This is a genomic window from Vibrio sp. T13N (assembly GCF_032970445.1).
In the GTDB taxonomy this organism is placed as follows: domain Bacteria; phylum Pseudomonadota; class Gammaproteobacteria; order Enterobacterales; family Vibrionaceae; genus Vibrio; species Vibrio diabolicus.
On sequence record NZ_JAWJYE010000011.1, the window covers coordinates 1 to 18,349 of the forward strand.

The 18,349-nt window shown below is 43.9% G+C and carries 17 protein-coding genes; 5 read left to right on the top strand and 12 right to left on the bottom strand.

The window, feature by feature from the left end; genetic code table 11:
• Positions 1–76: 76 nt before the first annotated feature.
• Positions 77–1,210 (top strand): flagellin, encoded by a 1,134-nt coding sequence (locus R2S67_RS17065; protein WP_005393103.1) that lies wholly within the window; start codon positions 77–79, stop codon positions 1,208–1,210.
• 116 nt (positions 1,211–1,326) lie between these two features.
• Positions 1,327–2,451 carry a flagellin gene (locus tag R2S67_RS17070; RefSeq protein ID WP_317345900.1) on the top strand — a complete coding sequence of 375 codons (1,125 nt, stop codon included), beginning with the start codon at positions 1,327–1,329 and terminating at the stop codon, positions 2,449–2,451.
• Positions 2,452–2,531: 80 nt separating this feature from the next.
• Here the strand turns inward: R2S67_RS17070 and crr are convergent, their stop codons facing one another.
• From crr to cysZ, 5 genes are all read right to left on the bottom strand, one after another.
• Positions 2,532–3,041, bottom strand: coding sequence for a PTS glucose transporter subunit IIA (gene crr / locus R2S67_RS17075; protein WP_005382041.1), 510 nt, complete (start codon positions 3,039–3,041; stop codon positions 2,532–2,534).
• 121 nt (positions 3,042–3,162) lie between these two features.
• Complete coding sequence (gene ptsI / locus R2S67_RS17080) at positions 3,163–4,887, bottom strand: phosphoenolpyruvate-protein phosphotransferase PtsI (RefSeq protein WP_005393100.1); 1,725 nt, start codon at positions 4,885–4,887, stop codon at positions 3,163–3,165.
• Positions 4,888–5,027: 140 nt separating this feature from the next.
• Entirely contained in the window at positions 5,028–5,285 is a 258-nt protein-coding gene (locus R2S67_RS17085; protein ID WP_005382043.1) for an HPr family phosphocarrier protein, read from the bottom strand.
• A 301-nt stretch (positions 5,286–5,586) separates the two neighbouring features.
• Entirely contained in the window at positions 5,587–6,555 is a 969-nt protein-coding gene (gene cysK, locus R2S67_RS17090) for a cysteine synthase A (RefSeq protein WP_005382045.1), read from the bottom strand.
• A gap of 164 nt (positions 6,556–6,719) precedes the next feature.
• A complete protein-coding gene (cysZ, locus tag R2S67_RS17095; RefSeq protein ID WP_031780324.1) occupies positions 6,720–7,463 on the bottom strand; it encodes a sulfate transporter CysZ in 744 nt (247 codons plus the stop codon).
• Positions 7,464–7,714: 251 nt separating this feature from the next.
• On the opposite strand from cysZ, the gene zipA reads away from it, so the two are divergent.
• From zipA to R2S67_RS17110, 3 genes are all read left to right on the top strand, one after another.
• The gene (gene zipA / locus R2S67_RS17100; protein ID WP_317345933.1) at positions 7,715–8,671 is read left to right on the top strand and encodes a cell division protein ZipA; all 957 of its coding nucleotides are present in this window, start codon (positions 7,715–7,717) and stop codon (positions 8,669–8,671) included.
• Between the two features lie 90 nt (positions 8,672–8,761).
• A complete protein-coding gene (gene ligA, locus R2S67_RS17105) occupies positions 8,762–10,774 on the top strand; it encodes an NAD-dependent DNA ligase LigA (RefSeq protein WP_317345934.1) in 2,013 nt (670 codons plus the stop codon).
• A 510-nt stretch (positions 10,775–11,284) separates the two neighbouring features.
• Positions 11,285–12,694 (top strand): hypothetical protein, encoded by a 1,410-nt coding sequence (locus tag R2S67_RS17110; protein WP_006742721.1) that lies wholly within the window; start codon positions 11,285–11,287, stop codon positions 12,692–12,694.
• Between the two features lie 42 nt (positions 12,695–12,736).
• Here R2S67_RS17110 and R2S67_RS17115 read toward each other — a convergent pair whose 3' ends face one another.
• The 7 genes from R2S67_RS17115 to R2S67_RS17145 all read right to left on the bottom strand — a co-directional run bounded on the left by R2S67_RS17115 (position 12,737) and on the right by R2S67_RS17145 (position 18,192).
• Complete coding sequence (locus tag R2S67_RS17115; RefSeq protein WP_109168626.1) at positions 12,737–12,919, bottom strand: hypothetical protein; 183 nt, start codon at positions 12,917–12,919, stop codon at positions 12,737–12,739.
• A 114-nt stretch (positions 12,920–13,033) separates the two neighbouring features.
• Positions 13,034–13,213 (bottom strand): hypothetical protein, encoded by a 180-nt coding sequence (locus R2S67_RS17120; protein ID WP_074191004.1) that lies wholly within the window; start codon positions 13,211–13,213, stop codon positions 13,034–13,036.
• Between the two features lie 324 nt (positions 13,214–13,537).
• The gene (locus R2S67_RS17125; protein ID WP_012842052.1) at positions 13,538–13,999 is read right to left on the bottom strand and encodes an NfeD family protein; all 462 of its coding nucleotides are present in this window, start codon (positions 13,997–13,999) and stop codon (positions 13,538–13,540) included.
• Positions 14,000–14,002: 3 nt separating this feature from the next.
• Positions 14,003–14,920, bottom strand: a complete 918-nt coding sequence (locus R2S67_RS17130; protein WP_005393087.1) for an SPFH domain-containing protein — start codon at positions 14,918–14,920, stop codon at positions 14,003–14,005.
• A 155-nt stretch (positions 14,921–15,075) separates the two neighbouring features.
• Positions 15,076–15,930: a co-chaperone YbbN gene (locus R2S67_RS17135; protein WP_048626123.1), complete on the bottom strand. Its 855-nt coding sequence runs from the start codon at positions 15,928–15,930 to the stop codon at positions 15,076–15,078.
• A gap of 479 nt (positions 15,931–16,409) precedes the next feature.
• Entirely contained in the window at positions 16,410–17,237 is an 828-nt protein-coding gene (locus R2S67_RS17140; RefSeq protein WP_114322609.1) for an SDR family oxidoreductase, read from the bottom strand.
• 40 nt (positions 17,238–17,277) lie between these two features.
• On the bottom strand, positions 17,278–18,192 hold the full coding sequence (locus tag R2S67_RS17145; RefSeq protein ID WP_258508222.1) for a TIGR01777 family oxidoreductase: 915 nt from the start codon (positions 18,190–18,192) through the stop codon (positions 17,278–17,280).
• Between the last annotated feature and the right edge of the window lie 157 nt (positions 18,193–18,349).

Genomic DNA, 18,349 nt, shown 5'->3' on the forward strand with positions numbered 1-18,349 from the left:
GTAACTTTGAGAGAACTACTTGGTTTTCCGAGACGTCGGAAACCGCTATACCGGAAAATCAATTGGAGAAATCACCATGGCAGTGAATGTAAACACTAACGTATCAGCGATGACCGCKCAGCGTTACCTAAACAACGCAAACTCAGCTCAACAAACTTCTATGGAGCGTTTGTCTTCGGGTTTCAAAATCAACAGCGCAAAAGATGACGCTGCGGGTCTTCAAATTTCGAACCGTTTGAACGTACAAAGCCGTGGTTTGGATGTGGCGGTTCGCAACGCGAACGACGGTATCTCAATTGCACAAACCGCTGAAGGTGCAATGAACGAGACCACTAACATTCTTCAACGTATGCGTGACTTGTCTCTACAATCAGCAAACGGCTCAAACTCGAAATCAGAGCGTGTGGCGATTCAAGAAGAAGTGACCGCGCTAAATGACGAACTAAACCGTATCGCAGAAACCACTTCTTTCGGTGGTAACAAGCTACTAAACGGCACACACGGTGCGAAATCGTTCCAAATCGGTGCGGATAACGGTGAAGCCGTGATGCTTGAGCTAAAAGACATGCGTTCAGACAACAAAATGATGGGCGGTGTGAGCTACCAAGCTGAAAGTGGTAAAGGTAAAGACTGGAACGTTGCTGAAGGTAAGAACGACCTAAAAATCAACCTAACGGACAGCTACGGTCAAGAGCAAGAAATCAACATCAGCGCAAAAGCAGGTGACGATATCGAAGAGCTTGCGACTTACATTAACGGTCAAACTGACCTAGTGAAAGCMTCAGTAGACCAAGACGGTAAACTGCAAATYTTTGCTGGCAACAACAAAGTCGAAGGCGAAGTCGAGTTTTCAGGCGGCCTATCTGGCGAGCTAGGYTTGGGCGAAGGTAAAAAAGTAACGGTAGATACTATCGACGTAACCTCAGTTGGTGGCGCACAAGAATCTGTCGCTATCATCGATGCGGCACTGAAATACGTAGACAGCCACCGCGCAGAGCTGGGTGCATTCCAGAACCGTTTCAACCATGCAATCAGCAACTTGGACAACATTAACGAGAACGTGAACGCGTCGAAGAGCCGTATCAAAGATACTGACTTCGCGAAAGAAACGACTCAAATGACCAAGTCACAAATTCTATCGCAAGCGTCAAGCTCAATCCTTGCGCAAGCGAAACAAGCGCCAAACTCAGCGCTAAGTCTGCTAGGTTAAGCACCTTAATAAGACAAGATACAAAAGCCAGGCTCATCCCTGGCTTTTTTGCTTATCGGCTATAACGTTTAGATGCGTCCCAACAGGATGTTCGACAAGGCACTCATATCGATTAGATGGTCTCTTTAAATACCAATGTTGCCGCGATGGTGGCGCAGAGACACTTGAGTCAAGCAGCAGCGCAAAACGTCGAATCACAACGCAACCTGACTTCTGGTTTTCGAATTAACTCGGCGAGTGATGATGCGGCAGGTTTACAGATATCCAATACTCTCCATGTGCAAACGAGAGGGCTTGATGTCGCCTTAAGAAATGCGCACGATGCTTATTCGGTCGCGCAAACCGCGGAAGGCGCGTTACATGAGAGCAGTGATATTTTGCAACGGTTACGCTCTCTAGGGCTTCAAGCGGCAAATGGTAGTAACGATACCAGTGACCGACAAAGCATCCAATACGAGGTCGTAGCGCTGCAGGATGAGCTTGATCGTGTCGCGATCACGACAACATTTGCGGATAAAAACCTGTTTGATGGATCTTACGGTTCACAAAGTTTCCATATTGGAGCGAACGCTAACTCAATCTCTTTGACGTTACGTAATATGCGTAGCCATATCCCAGAGATGGGAGGGCAGCATTATGTTGGTGATGCGGTCGATAAAGATTGGCGAGTCACTAAAGATAACCAAACTCTAAAAGTCGAATACCAAGACAGTAAAGGGCAAACCCAAACGGAATCCATTGGGCTCAAATTGGGTGATCGCATAGAACAGGTCGCCACTTACATCAATGCTCAACAATCGGTAGTGAGTGCCTCAGTAACGGAAAACAATGAACTGCAATTCTTTGCCTCTACGATGATTGCGCCAGAGGGCGTGCATCTAGAAGGCAGTTTAGCGGATGAGCTTGATATAAGCACCGGTCAATCAGTCACAATGGATGACATCGATATGTCGACGGCTGGTAAGGCGCAGTTTTCAATTGGGGTGATTGATGCAGCAATTAAGTACGTTGATTCGCACCGAAGTGAAATTGGCAGCTTTCAGAACCGTGTAAATGGTTCGGTGTATAACTTAAATACCGTGAATCGGAGTGTTACGGAATCCAAGAGTCGAATAAGAGATACAGACTTCGCAAGAGAATCTACGGAAATGGTGCGTTCTCAAGTGCTCAAAGATGCGACAACTGCGTTATTGGCTCAGGCAAAACAAAGGCCGAGTTCGGCACTTGGTCTACTCAGTTGAATCTGGTAAGAAAGCATAAACTTCAGGTAATAAAAAACGCTGCCAWTGGCAGCGTTTTTTCGTGTTCGGCTAAGTAAAAATTACTTAGTTACACGTAGAACTGGAGTTTCACCAACAGTCACAGAACCAGAAAGCTTGTTCAGCTCTTTGATTTCGTCCATGTTAGAGATAACAACTGGAGTTAGCGTTGACTTCGCTTTCTCTTCTAGAAGAGCTAGATCGAATTCAATTACAGTGTCGCCAGCTTTAACAGTTTGACCTTCTTCAGCGATACGCGTGAAGCCTTCGCCTTTTAGTTCAACTGTGTCGATACCGAAGTGAACGAAAAGCTCAACACCGTCGTCAGACTCGATAGAGAATGCGTGGTTAGTTTCGAAGATCTTACCGATAGTACCGTTTACAGGAGCTACCATTTTGTTGCCTGCTGGCTTGATAGCAATACCGTCACCAACGATTTTCTCAGCGAAAACAACATCTGGCACGTCTTCGATGTTTACAATCTCACCAGAAAGTGGCGCGATGATTTCGATAGCACCAGCGTCAGCGCTGTCATCAGATACAAGCTTCTTAAGTTTGTCAAACAGACCCATTGTGTCATGCTCCTAAGGTTTGGTTTTATTCTGTCGAATTATAGTATACCAATATAGCGCATTAGACGACTTTTTTCGCCGTCTAATGGCCATTAAGTATTGAATTACTTGGTACTACCGATTACTGAGCTTTCTCAGCAATAAACTTTTCTACCACTGCTTCGATTTCTGCAGCTGTTGGTAAAGAAAGGGCTTCTTCAGCCATTGCTTTCACTTCTGCGAAGTTAGAGTTACGAACTACTTTCTTCACTTTAGGGATTGAAATGCCGCTCATTGAGAACTCGTCCAGACCCATACCTAGAAGTAGAAGCGTTGCACGCTCGTCACCTGCAAGTTCACCACACATACCAGTCCATTTACCTTCTGCGTGAGAAGCGTCAATAACTTGCTTGATCACGGTTAGTACTGCTGGTGATAGTGGGTTGTAAAGATGAGAGATCATCTCGTTACCACGGTCTACCGCTAGCGTGTACTGAGTTAGGTCGTTTGTACCGATAGAGAAGAAAGATACTTCTTTCGCTAAGTGGTGTGCGATCGCTGCAGCAGCAGGAGTTTCAACCATAACACCGATTTCGATGTTTTCGTCGAATGCGTGGCCTTCAGCGCGTAGCTCTTCTTTGTACTCTTCGATCGCTTTCTTAAGCTCACGGATTTCTTCAACAGAGATGATCATTGGGAACATGATACGCAGTTTACCGTGTGCAGACGCACGTAGGATGCCACGTAGCTGATCACGAAGGATTTCACGACGATCCAGACTGATACGTACAGCACGCCAGCCTAGGAATGGGTTCATCTCTTTTGGAAGATCCATGTATGGGAGATCTTTATCGCCGCCGATATCCATTGTACGGATGATCACAGCTTGACCGTTCATTGCTTCTGCAACTTCTTTGTACGCTTGGTACTGTTCTTCTTCAGTTGGTAGCGCAGTACGGTCCATAAATAGGAATTCAGTACGGTACAGACCAACACCTTCACCGCCGTTACGGAGGATACCGTCACAGTCTTTCACTGTACCGATGTTACCGCAAACTTCTACACGGTGACCGTCAGTCGTTTCTGCGTGCAGGTCTTTCAGTTTCGCTAGCTCTTCTTTTTCAGCTAGGAATGCCGCTTTAACCGCTTTCGCTTCTTCTAGTTCAGCTTCTGATGGGTTAACAACAATCTTGTTGTTCATCGCGTCAAGAATCAGCATATCGCCATTCTTAACTTTTTTCGTGATGTCGTTAGTACCAACGATAGCTGGAAGCTCAAGAGAGCGAGCCATGATTGAAGTGTGAGATGTACGACCGCCGATATCACAAGCAAAACCAAGTACGTAGTCTAGGTTAATTTGTGCCGTTTCAGATGGCGTTAGGTCGTAAGCAACTAGGATAACTTCTTCATTGATGTCGCTAAGCGAAACAATGTTGATACCCAGTGCGTTTTTCACAAAACGAGAACCGATATCGCGGATGTCAGTTGCACGTTCTTTTAGGTATTCGTCATCTAGTGACTCAAGAGCACATGCTTGCTCTTCGATAACTGAGTGGATAGCGTGATCCGCAGTCATCTTGTCGTTTTTGATAAGTGCTAGGATCTCTTCTTCTAGCTCTTCGTCTTCAAGAAGCATGATGTGACCTTCAAAGATCGCTTCTTTTTCTTCACCAAACGTTTCAAGCGCTTTTTGCTTGATAGTTTCTAGCTGAGCTGCAGATTTGTTACGAGCGTCGAAGAAACGCTGAACTTCAGCTTCTACTTGATCGTCAGAAATAGTGTTTGTGTTTAGGACAATTTCATCTTCTTGAAGTAGTAGTGCTTTACCGATTGCAATACCAGGAGATGCTAGGATGCCTGAAATCATAGCCTTACCTTAAGTTTGGTCAACTTTATAAAACGGGAGAATAATGGGTGCGCTAACGAATAGTTTTAGCTTAGTTTTGAGCCTATTTCCAACGAAGCCATTTTGCTTTCACAAAATGGCTTCTGGAGTAGGAGACCGGATTAGTGTAGTTGGTCCATTAGAGCAACTAGGTGGTCAACTGCTTGCTGAGCTTGTGGGCCTTCAGCAGAAATAGTTACTTGAGTACCTTTTACTAGGCCTAGTGTTTGTAGTTTGAATAGGCTCTTAGCGCTAGCGCTTTTACCGTTAGAAGTCACAGTGATGTCTGCGTCGAATGCTTTTGCTTCTTTAACAAACTGTGCAGCTGGACGAGTGTGAAGGCCGTTTTCTGCTGTGATTTCTACTTGCTTCTCGTACATGTGATATACCCCAATAAATGTATTTTTTTGTTAGTTTGTGACTAGATTTTAGCTTAACTGCTTTACATCTTGTGCGCTAGCACGGGAAGAGTTCAAAGCGCGTCAGTTCTGATACTAGTCAAAAGTTTGGTAACTACGCAACTGTTTGCGTGCGTAATCACTTTGAAACCTTTTTGTGTTCTTGCTTCTTTATTTTGAAGCTAGAAATAAAACACCCTGATATTACCAAAGGTAGGGCAGGGATCAACAAAAAAGCCCCTAAACGGGGCTTTTTTAAACTAAAAATTGATTTGAACACATATTATTGTTGGTTCTCTTTTTCGGTAAAGATACCTGCAAAGAGTGCTGTACTTAGGTAACGCTCACCTGAACTTGGTAGAACGGTTACAATTGTTTTTCCTTCAAATTCAGGGAGTTCTGCAAGTCGGTTAGCTGCAACAACAGCCGCGCCGGATGAGATACCAGCTAGGATACCTTCCTCTTCCATTAGGCGACGAGCCATCTCAATCGCTTCTTCTGAGGTGACTTGCTCAACACGGTCAATAATGTCTAAATCGAGGTTACCTGGGATGAAACCAGCGCCGATACCTTGGATTTTGTGCGGAGCAGGTTGGATTTCTTCGCCAGCAAGTGCTTGTGCAATAACTGGAGACTCTGCTGGCTCAACTGCAACAGAAGTGATGGCTTTGCCTTTTTCACCTTTGATGTAACGGCTTGTACCTGTGATAGTACCGCCCGTACCGACACCAGCAACGAATACGTCGATTTCACCGTCTGTCGCTTCCCAAATCTCAGGGCCCGTAGTCTTTTCGTGGATCTCTGGGTTCGCAGGGTTGTCAAATTGTTGAAGAAGTAGGTACTTCTCAGGGTTGCTTGCTACGATTTCTTCTGCTTTAGCAATCGCCCCTTTCATGCCTTTCGCCGCTTCAGTCAGCTCAAGGTTAGCGCCTAGTGCTTTAAGTAGCTTACGGCGTTCTAGGCTCATTGATTCAGGCATGGTCAATGTTAGCTTGTAACCGCGAGCAGCCGCTACGAATGCTAGAGCAACACCTGTGTTACCACTGGTAGGTTCTACAAGCTCTACACCTGGCTTAAGAAGCCCCGCTTTCTCTGCTTCCCAAATCATGTTTGCACCGATACGGCACTTAACACTGAAGCTAGGGTTACGCGCTTCAATTTTCGCGAGAACTTTGCCTTTGCTCACTTTGTTTAGACGAACGAGAGGTGTATTACCGATAGTAAGAGAGTTATCTTCGTAGATTTTGCTCATAGTGATGTTCCTTCATTACACGTTGTGTGAATATGGATAGAAGAATATGCGGTATGAAAAAAAGGGAAAAGGATTAAAAAGTTATATCTTATTAGGTTGGCCCAGAACTCGATAAAAGAAAAGGGAAAAGCTGGCGCAGATCCCTTTCCTTAATCTCTAATCGACTATCGTTGGTGCTTAAACTCCGCCACCCACATAGCGGTTGCGCCACATATTGCTACAGGCATGACAATGAGGTTCAAAATTGGGATCGTCGTAAACACAGACACCAATACCCCAAAGCCATAGGCCTTACCTTGCTTTTGTTTCAATTTGTAACGCATGTCGTTAAATGGGATTTTATGGTTATCAAACGGGTAGTCACAATATTGAATCGCGAGCATCCAAGCGGTAAAAATAAACCATAAAAATGGGCCTACTGTTTGCCCAAGGGCAGGGATGAGCAATAACAGGAATAGGCCTATTGCTTTAGGTAAGATGTAAAGCAGCTTTCTCCATTCACGAGCTAAAACGCGAGGAACATCTTTCAGAACGGCAGTGAAACCATCATCATTCACTTTTTGTCCCGTTAAGTATTCTTCAACTTTTTCAGCTAAGAGGCCATTGAATGGCGCGGCGATAAAGTTCGCGAGCGTGCTGAAAAAATAGGAGAAGGTAGCGAGTATCGTCAGAGCGAGTAAAGGCCAAAGAATGTAAGTTAACCAGGATAAAAACTCAGGCAGCTGCCCAATCCAGTCTTCGATCCATATATTAAGGTTTGAAAATAGATAGAAGATGGCACCACCCACAAGCAAGATATTTGCAAGTAGAGGTAAGATGACAAAGCGTCTGATTTTAGGGGCAAGTGCCAATTGTATCCCGTATAGAAAATAACCGAATCCGGTTCTCTGCTGATTGTTTTGCTTCATGTCTATTTTGGCTTCGTGTAAATGAAAACTCATTGTACCTGTGAGGGCTTTTCTTTCAATGCCCTGACAAATGACGTCTTGTTAAGTGGAATCGTGGCAAGAATCACAACAAAAAACGGAACTTCTTGCATTAAGTTGTTCTAAATCTACATATAGTTTTGGTAAAGTAAACGTATCATTCAGATTTATTGCACTTGGGTTGCTGCTCAAGGAACTGCGAGTAGTAAAAACAAGTATATTGAGAGTAAATAATGCAGGAATTGCGATTCGTACTCATTGTTGTTGGCGCATTAGCCATCGCGGCATTGCTGTTTCATGGTTTGTGGAGCAGTAAAAAAGAAGGCAAAGCAAAGTTTGGTAACAAGCCGCTTGGTAAGCTGGATGTTGACCAAGAAGACAAAAATGATCTTGTCGAGAAAGAACGAGACTTCGCTCCCGCTCCTGAAGATGACTTTGAGATCATTCGTAAAGATCGCAAAGAGCCAGATTTTGGGATGGCGAGTTCTTTCGACAACAAGTTTGAATCTGACCCGTTATTCGGTGGTCCATCTGAAGTAAAACAGATGCAGCAGGAGCCGGATGACATCCCTTCATTTGTTGCAGAAAAAGATAAAGAAGAGGACGTTGAGCCTGTCGTTCAAGCACCAGTAGCTGAAGAGCCACTCCAGCCTGCTGTGGAAGAAGAAGCTATTCCCGCCGCGTTTGATATCGCTGAGAAAGAACAGCAAGTCGAAACGGTTAGTGAGCCTGTAGTTGCAGAGCCTAAGGAAGAGCCAAAGCCTGAACCTGAAATGCAAGTGATTGTATTGAATGTGCACTGTGCGGGTGAAGAGCCATTTGTTGGTACTGCTTTATTTGAGAGTATGCAACAAAACGGCTTAATTTATGGCGAGATGGATATTTTCCACCGTCATGTTGACTTGTCCGGTAACGGCAAAGTGCTGTTTAGCGTAGCTAATATGATGCACCCTGGTACGTTTGAGCATGCTGATCCTGCTGAGTTTACAACGAAGGGTATTTCATTCTTCATGACATTGCCTTGTTATGGCGAGGCTGAACAGAACTTCAACTTAATGCTCCGAACTGCGCAGCAAATTGCTGATGATTTAGGTGGCAACGTTCTTGATGACCAGCGTAACTTAATGACGCCAGACCGTTTAGCGTCTTATCGACGTCAAATAGTTGAGTTTAATGCCGCTAACGCATAATCTTAACAGCAAATAATAATAGGGCTCCGGATGGAGCCCTTTTTCTTGGATTTCCCAACCTCACCGATTGAAAATACACGGGGCTTTACTATGTCTGAATCAGTACTTCAGCGATTAGAAGAACTAAAAGAGTCGTTGCATTACCACGCTGTGCGTTACTACGTGGAAGATAACCCAGAGATCCCTGATGCCGAGTACGACCGCTTAATGCGAGAGCTCCTGGATATTGAAGCTGAGAACCCTGATTTAATTACCGTAGATTCACCAAGTCAACGTGTCGGTGGACAACCGCTCTCTGCGTTTAGCCAAGTGACACATGAAGTACCGATGCTTTCGCTTGATAATGCGTTTGATGACAGCGAACTTGATAGTTTCCATAAGCGAGCACAAGAGCGGGTGGGCAGTCAGAGTGTAAAAGAATACTGTTGTGAGCCGAAATTGGATGGACTTGCAGTTAGTTTACTGTATGAGAACGGTGTGTTAGTTCAGGCGGCAACACGAGGCGATGGCACTACTGGCGAGAACATCACAGAGAATGTTCGCACGATTAAAGCCATTCCTTTAAAACTCAGGGGTAATGACTGGCCAAATCGTCTTGAAGTTCGTGGTGAAGTCTTTATGCCGAAAGCTGGGTTTGAAAAGCTCAATGAATTAGCAAGGAAGAAAGGCGAGAAAATCTTTGTTAATCCACGTAATGCTGCGGCAGGTAGCTTACGACAATTGGATTCACGCATTACGGCTTCTCGTCCGCTTAGCTTCTATGCATACAGTGTAGGCGTGGTGCAAGGCGCTGAATTGGCGGCAAGTCACTACGAACGCTTCTTGCAAATTAAATCTTGGGGATTACCAATGTGCCCGGAGACCAAGCGAGTTGAAAGTTTGGCGGATGTAAAAGCTTACTACCAAGATATCTTGCAGCGTCGTGATGCCCTTCCTTATGAGATCGATGGTGTCGTCATTAAAATTGACGATATTGCCGTGCAAGAGCGTCTTGGATTTGTTGCTCGCGCTCCACGTTGGGCGATTGCCTACAAATTCCCGGCTCAGGAAGAAATGACGACGTTGAATGAGGTGGAATTCCAAGTCGGTCGTACTGGTGCGATTACACCTGTTGCTAAACTAGAGCCTGTATTTGTTGGCGGGGTAACGGTAAGTAATGCGACGCTTCATAACGCAGATGAGATAGAACGTCTGCAAGTTAAGATCGGTGATCACGTTGTGATTCGTCGAGCGGGTGACGTTATTCCTCAAGTCGTTTCTGTCATCAAAGAGCGTCGACCAGAAACGGCGCGAGATATTATTTTCCCAACTCAGTGTCCGGTTTGTGGTTCGCATGTTGAGCGGATCGAAGGAGAGGCGGTAACACGTTGTACGGGTGGCTTAGTTTGCCAAGCCCAACGTAAACAAGCGCTAAAACACTTTGTGTCTCGTAAAGCGTTAGACGTTGACGGTCTAGGCGATAAAGTGATCGAGCAACTTGTTGACCGTGAGATGGTGAAAACTCCTGCTGACTTATTTAAGTTATCTGCGGGGATTTTAACGGTATTAGATCGCATGGGGCCAAAGTCTGCGCAGAACATTGTGAATGCGTTAGAAAAATCCAAAGAAACAACGTTACCTCGCTTTTTGTATTCGCTGGGGATTCGTGAAGTTGGCGAGGCAACCGCCGCAAACCTAGCAATGCACTTTAAAACGTTGGAAGCCATCCAAAAAGCTAACGAAGAGCAGTTAATTGAAGTGCAAGACATCGGTGCTGTGGTTGCTCAACATATTACGACTTTCTTCAGTGAAGAGCAGAACCAAGCAGTGGTTAAAGATTTGCTTGAACAAGGGATCCACTGGCCAGAGATTAATACTACTGAGCAGGTAGGAGAGCTACCGTTAGAAGGTAAGACAGTTGTATTGACAGGAACACTTTCTCAATTAGGTCGCACAGAGGCTAAAGAAGCCCTCCAATCCCTAGGTGCAAAAGTGACAGGTAGTGTTTCTAAGAAAACGGATATTTTGTTTGCTGGTGAAAATGCAGGTTCGAAGTTGGCAAAGGCACAAGAACTGGGTATCGAGATCAAAACAGAACAAGACTTACTCGAGTTGATGAATTAAGTCTTATCAAAAAAGCTAAAAAATAACTAAAAGCCCCACATAGTAAGCATGTGGGGCTTTTTCTTGCTCATAATTAAGTGCTTTTTGATTGAGTTATTTGTGCTTTTTATCTTTTCAGTGATCAAGATCTCCCATTGAATTATTAAGGTTTTTTACTTCTTTAGTCTGCGAGTGACTTCAAGCTGGAATTCTAGGGTGTGTTTTAAGTTATTGATATTTAATGTTTAACTGTCTTTTTGTGTTGGTGTTGTTAAAAGTAAGATCTGGATCAACAACTTATATGGAACTTTGGACTGGCTCATATTTTTTTAGAAAAAAAATAAGTTCCGTTTGGATGTTTTTAGCTGCGAAGTTAGTCTTAATCACGTGGATACACGGTGTGTATGCAGGAACTAAAAAAAGCCAAATTAGAAATAATGAGGTTTGATCAGGAATTTACTTCTCTCCTTCGGCGGCCAACTAAAGGTGAGATAGAAAAATACAGCTATATCCATTTTTAGGAGTTTTTCCATGGACAAATTTTTTAAGGTTTCAGCGTTAACCGCAGCAATGTTTGGTGTTGTTGCTGTTGCTCCAGCTACAGCGTCTACTGAAAGTGCAGCAGGTGGCGAGTACGTAGAGAAAGTGAACGAATTTATGCAAGACTCTAGTCTTAATGCATTATTTCTAGTTGATACTCGTTCTCGTACTCGTACAACAGGTAAGCCTGGCGGTGAAAACGGTGACCGTTGGAGTCGTCTAAACTACTCTTCTTACAACGCAATTTTAGACTTTACTTCTGGCTACCATGATGGTTGGGTTGGTGCAGATGTTGCGGCTTACTATTCTGGCGACCTTTACAACGATAGCCTTTACAATTCAAACGAAGGCTACCTATGTAACGAAATTTCAACTTGTAACAACCTAGACTGGGGTGCAGGTGATGGTCAACAGCTTAAAGTTTACAAAGCAGCACTGAAGTTCAAAGCAAACGAAAGCTTCAACGCGCGCTTTGGTATGCTACAAGCGGGTGGTAACGGTACTATTGGTAACGTTTGGAGTTTCGTACCTGGTACTTACCGTGGTTTCGAACTGAACGCTAAACTAGGTGATTTCAACCTAAGCTACTTTGGTGCAGACCAATTTACAGCACCTTGGCTACTTCACGAAGATGACTACGCGCCAGCGCTTTGGTCTGATACTTCATGGAGCTACCTACACTCTCTAGGCCTAAACGGTAACCTAACTGACAGCTTGTTTATGCAACTTGGTTTGGGTCAAGCTACTGGCGTTCAATATGCAAATGGTATCGACTGGGGTGCAGGTCAAGTAACTAGCTACCACAACGAAACTGACAACACTTCTTACAAGGCTTACTTGAAGTACACTGTGAGTGACCGTACAACTCTAGCATTTGATTTCTACGGTGTTGACGATGATGTGAAATACGATGGTCTAGGTTTCCACACTGGTCTATCTTTGAATCAATCTTTCGGCAAGCTAGCTTGGATGTCTGAGCTACGCTACACAGACACAGACAACCGTGCTGACTTCGTTCCTCGTACAATTCATACTTACGGTATGAACAACGGTACTTGGTCTCAGTGGTGGGATGCACTGTCTGACTGGAACAAAGCGGGTGAGCTAGCGTGGTACAACCGTCTATCTTACAACCAAGGTAACGGCTGGAACTACTACCTAGGCTTTGGTTATGGTACTGGTGCTGATTCTGCAGCAAGCGGTGCATCAGGTGACTGGGATTACGAAAGTGAATACGCAGTTAACGCGACAGTATCTTACTCTCTACAGAGTGGTGCACTGAAAGGTTCTACGATCCGTCTACACGGTACAATCCTAGAGCGTGATGAGTACGCTGGTGCTGGTGATGCGGATGAAACAGACCTACGTCTACAAGTTCTTATCCCTTACAGCTTCCACTAATACTTAGTGAGATGATAAAAAGGAGCCGCTAGGCTCCTTTTTTTATTTTACTTCTCGACCATCATATATTTTGCAATATAACGGCGGTAGCATATGCACGTTACCGTTTGGTAACTCACACTTTATCTCTGGGGCTAGCGTACGACCACCTGAAGCACCATTAGCATGAGTAGTTAATGGAGCTAGGGCAAAACATGCTAACAATAGACCAGCTAAAAATTTCATAATCATCACCTTAATGTAGACATTGAATATCTACTTGCTTGGATAAATAATGACTTTACTGAAAAGTAAGGTATCAATAGTTTCTTAATATTGAACTAACTACTGACTTCTATATTAGTTCCATTCTCCGCCTCTAAATCGACACATTTCACTTGGAATATTAGTGACATCACCACTTGGCAATTTACATTCGACTATCGGTCCTAAATTAGTTGTACCACCATTTCCGTTGGTGTAGGCAAAGGAAGAAAAAGAAAAGATACCGCATAACATTAAAAAGAGAAGTTTCTTCATAGTACATCCTCTTACTTACCAAATAAAAAGCATTCAACTTAAATGCTTATGCGTTAAGTATGTATGGGGGGGCAAAAAGATCAAAAAATAATTCAATAAAGTTTTATTTTTTAAAATAAATTTATAAAGATAATTTATATCGATATATTTCTATCTTATTGATTATCGTATGATGAATAATTAAATTATTGGAAGGATAGGGTAGGATATTAATAATATTGCTGCTACTTATTTTTTGTTCGATTTTAATTAAATCAATGAAATGAAAGCGGTTGTTTAGATTAAAGTAATGGAGCATAGTTTGCCCCATTACTTTGGCATAAATTACTTAGAATCAGGCTCAATGATTAAAATAATACCATCGATATCTTTTATTTTAACGCGCGTTCCTGCTGGAAGTGCTTGATCCGACTGTGCCGACCACGTGGTATCGGCAACCTTGATACGATTGAGCCCAACAGAAAAGTCCTCTTCAATGGTAAGTGTGCGTCCGATTAACTGCTTATACTTTTGGTTCAGATCTCTTTCTTGGTCTTCTTTCTTGTCTTTAGACCATTGTCGTCGCCACCATAACCAAGTGGTGATTAAGCTGAAACTTGCAAAGCAAAGCCATTGTAATTGCCAGCTCATTGGTAAAACAGTCATTAGTGCCCCAACGATAAGTGCAGAAACTCCGAGCCAGAGAAAATATCCCGCAGTCCCAAGTAGTTCTACCGCTAGAAGTGCAAAACCGAAGGCTAGCCAATGCCAGAAAGAGACGCCTTCCAGCAAACTGAAAAAGTCCATAAGTTATTCTTTATCTTGTTGTTTAAACATCTCTGCTATCCCTGCAACCGAGCCCATTAGTCCGGTCGCTTCTAATGGAAGCATAATGATTTTGCCGTTTTCAGCTTGACCAATGCTTTTGATCGCTTCGGTATAGCCCTGAGCAATGAAGTAATTGACGGCTTGCATATCGCCTTTGGCAATCGCTTCAGAAACCATATAAGTCGCTTTTGCTTCTGCTTGTGCGGCGCGTTCACGAGCTTCAGCATGGAGAATAGCAGACTGCTTTTCGCCCTCAGCTTTTAATATCTCCGATTGCTTATGACCTTCAGCCTTTAAAATTTCAGCTTGGCGTACCCCTTCTGCTTCGAGAATCTCCGCACGTTTATTTCGCTCGGCTTTCATTTGAGCATTCATCGCCGCCGTTAGATCGGATGGTGGCTGTACATCTTTTATTTCAATTCGTGTGACTTTTACACCCCATGGGTTGGTGGCTTGGTCAACAATTGCCAGCAGCTTGGAGTTGATCATGTCACGCTGACTCAGCATTTCGTCCAACTCCATTGAGCCTAAAACGGTGCGGATATTGGTGAGAGTTAAATTTCTAATGGCATGTTCCAAATCGTTGACTTCATAAGCGGCTTTGGCAGCATCGATGACTTGAACAAATCCGACGGCATCAATAACTACGTTAGCGTTGTCTTTTGAAATAACTTCTTGCGCTGGAATATCAAGAACGCGCTCCATCATGTTGACTTTTTGCCCTATCTTATCAACAAATGGGATGATCAAGTTTAAGCCGGGTTTTAGCGTATGGGTGTAGCGTCCGAAGCGTTCGACTGTCCAGTTATTTCCTTGTGGCACCGTCTTAATGGCTGAAGATAAGATAACTACAGCAAGAACGACGAAAATACCGATGGTAATCAGTGAATCAATTGGCATGAGTTATTCCCTTAAGTGCATAATGTCCGATTCATTTTTACCTATTTATAGACAATAGACAATTGAAGTTCTGAGAACCTTAAGAGGTTATTGGTTTTTTATATAACAAAGGCCGGAATATCCGGCCTTTAGTTGAAGTTTCGCTTTTCAGCGAGTTAGTACAGAATCGAATACAGCTGACGGCGATATTTGCTTGCTAATGCGTTGCCTTGACCTAGCGCGCTGAGAATATCCATAAAAGTCTTCTTCACTTCACCGTCTTGGGCGCCCAAGTCTTTTTTAAGAATATTCCACAGCAGTTCCAGCGCTTCTTCATCACGACCCACTTGGTTGTACTGTACCGCCAATTCACAAGCAAGTTCGAAGTTTGCCATGTCTGCTGCGTATGCTTGTTCTAGTCGTTGTAACTCAGGGCTATCTGCAGCCTGCAAATGCAGCTCGAGCTTGGCTATTAGACTCTTGTAGTAGTTATCTTGATACTCAAGAGGGATAGCGTTCAGTAGCTCTTGGGCGACATCAAATTGTTTGGTTTCTAATAAACAATCAGCCATCGCGAGTTTCACATCGCCACGCTCTTGCAGTTCTGGCGGCAAAGTGTGGATGATGCTTAAAGCCTGAGCATGTTCACCTTGCTGAAGAAGTTCACTGACTTGCTTTAATAGCTGTTCATCTGGGCTTGGCAAATGCTTTTGTAGCATGGTTGCAATGGCATCAATTGGCTGAGGGCCACCCAATCCATCGACGGCTTGACCATTTATAAACAGCGCGATAGTTGGCAATACTTGCACACCAAATTGAGACGCTAAAGCCGGCTGATCTTCACAATTTAATAAAGCAAGCGTAAATGCACCGTTGTACTGTTGAGCAAGAGATTGCAACTCAGGGAGTATCTGTGCGCTTTCTGGTTGAGCATTGGCCCAAAAGTGGATCAGAACGGGCGTGTTCATTGATCCTTCAAGAGTTTCGCGAAAGTTCTGTTCTGTTATCTCAACGATAAATGGGGATTGCATCAGAGTATCCTTGCTTTGTGTCTTGTCGTTGATAATAGATATGGAGTTGATTTAAGGGAAATTCAAGCGATGGTTGCTAATCGTCATCAATAATGAATCATTCTATTTTGTGAAAGGATGCGGTAAGAGAATAGTGTTACTGCTGAATAGGTGTAAGGCAAAAAGAAAACGCTGCCGAAGCAGCGCAGTTCTAATGCTATTTGTTAGTGCGGTATCAAAATAGGATGAACATGGTCAACACTACACCCACACTAAGCCAGTTAAGCTGATTCAATGTCATTGTTGCCTCGCAGTAGTAAAAACATTGCTACAAAACGTAATGGGTGGCGATACCAAATCTAAGCAACTCAATCACTTTAGGCGAAAGAATCCCCGCTGAATTGCGTAGAAATTGATTCGTTTGGTTGAGGTTTTTTTAACCTACATGTTCATAATGACATCACATTGTTACGGTGAAATTACATTTCGACAAAACTTTTTTATGCAGCCTGTCGCAAAATTTTATCAAGCACACGGGTTGGTAATAACCTTTTCAAGATTGCGAATAATTTAGTCGGCGTAGTAATTCGATAGCGAATTTTAGGTGAAGCGCTAGTTAATGCATGAAGAACAGGTGCGACGCAGGACTCTGCAGGTAAAACAAATCGATTATTAGATTTGTCTTTGTTGAGTCGCTCTCTTTGTCCTTCATAGGCGAGGCGGTGAGGGCTGGATTCAATATCAATCCACTTCTCGAAGGCTTTTAATGCATTATTTCTAAATTGAGTTTCGATAGGCCCAGGTTCTATCAATGCCACTTTGATATTCGTATCCGCAAGCTCTAGCCGTAGTGTGTCAGTCCAGCCTTCTAGGGCAAACTTTGACGCATTGTAGGCGCCGCGGTACTTCATTGCAGCAAAGCCAAGAACAGAACTGTTTTGTATTATCCGTCCTTCGCTTTGTATGCGCATGTGAGGAAGCACTTCTCTGACTAACTGGTGCCAACCAAAAAAGTTGGTCTGAAATTGAGCTTGAAGAGCCTCGGTGGGCAAGTCTTCCAATGCACCGGGCTGGCCATAGGCACCATTATTGAACACGGCATAAAGCTTACCTTCTGCTAGCTCTAATGCTTGCTTTACGCCCGAAGAAATACTTTCAGGGCTGTTTAGGTCTAGCTTGATGCAGGTTAGCCCTTCATTAATTAGACGTTGGACATCTTGCTCTTTCCTACAAGATGCTATGACATGAAATCCCTCGTTTTGCAGGGCGTGAGCGCACACGTAACCGATACCGGTTGAGCAACCCGTAATAAGAATCGACTTTTTCATAAATTAAGCCTCAAGAAACATTGAATGAGGTCATCATTCATCAGCTCCGGTCATGAAGCAAGTGCTTGAGTGCTGGCTCTATTCTGGAGTAGCTAAATTTGAAGCCAAGTTCGGTGAGCTTTTTGGGTTTGGCTCTCATGCTATCGAACAATAAGCAGGAAGATTCACCCATTAGGAGTTCCATTGCCCATTTAGGCGTGAACAAGATATGTGGTCGTTTGAGCGTTTTTGCCAACGTGCCGCTAAAGATACGGTTAGTCACAGGGTGAGGTGCGCACATATTGAACGCACCGTGGGCATGTGGTGTTTCAAGCAAGTACATGATGGCGCGGACCATATCCAGAATGTGAATCCAAGGCATGTACTGGTTACCGTTCCCGAGCGGGCCGCCTACGCCAAGTTTGTAAGGTAAGAGCATTTTCGCCAAAGCCCCGCCATTAAGGCCGAGTACTACGCCAGTTCGCAATAGACAAACACGTGTTTGTTCAGACTCTGCGCGTTTGGCTATTTGCTCCCACTTTGCACAAACCTCGTGAGGAAAGTCTTCACTATTAACATGCAGGCACTCATCAAACGGGTGGTCTTGTTGATCGCCATAGTAACCAACGGCCGAGCCACTAATAAAAACAGCGGGAGGTTCTGTGCTGGCGTGGATCAGCTCAACGATTTGTTCGGTAATTTTCCAGCGACTTTTACAGATTTTTTCTTTCTGCTCGCTGGTCCATCTTTTATCTGCGATAGGCTCACCCGCAAGATTAATTATGGCATCAATGTGATTGAGGTCGGCGAATGACTCAAGCGAGTCAAGGTATTCGATATTACCCAAATCAGCGTGTTGGAGGCGTTGTTTTGCTTGCTCCGGAGAGCGTGTAAGTAGCAGAACTTGGTGAGTGGATAGCAGCTTGAGCAACTCCGAACCAATAAACCCGGTGCCACCTGTGAGTAATATCTTCATGTTATCTCTTTGAATGTACACGTATTAGAACATTATAGTCGTTTTGTGCTGAGCTTGATCATCTCAACACTATTATTTCTAGGATAGTGGCAAGCCTGTAGCGAGGCTACTGACTTCACATATTGAAAAAATGTAACTAAATGTTATGCATGGCGCT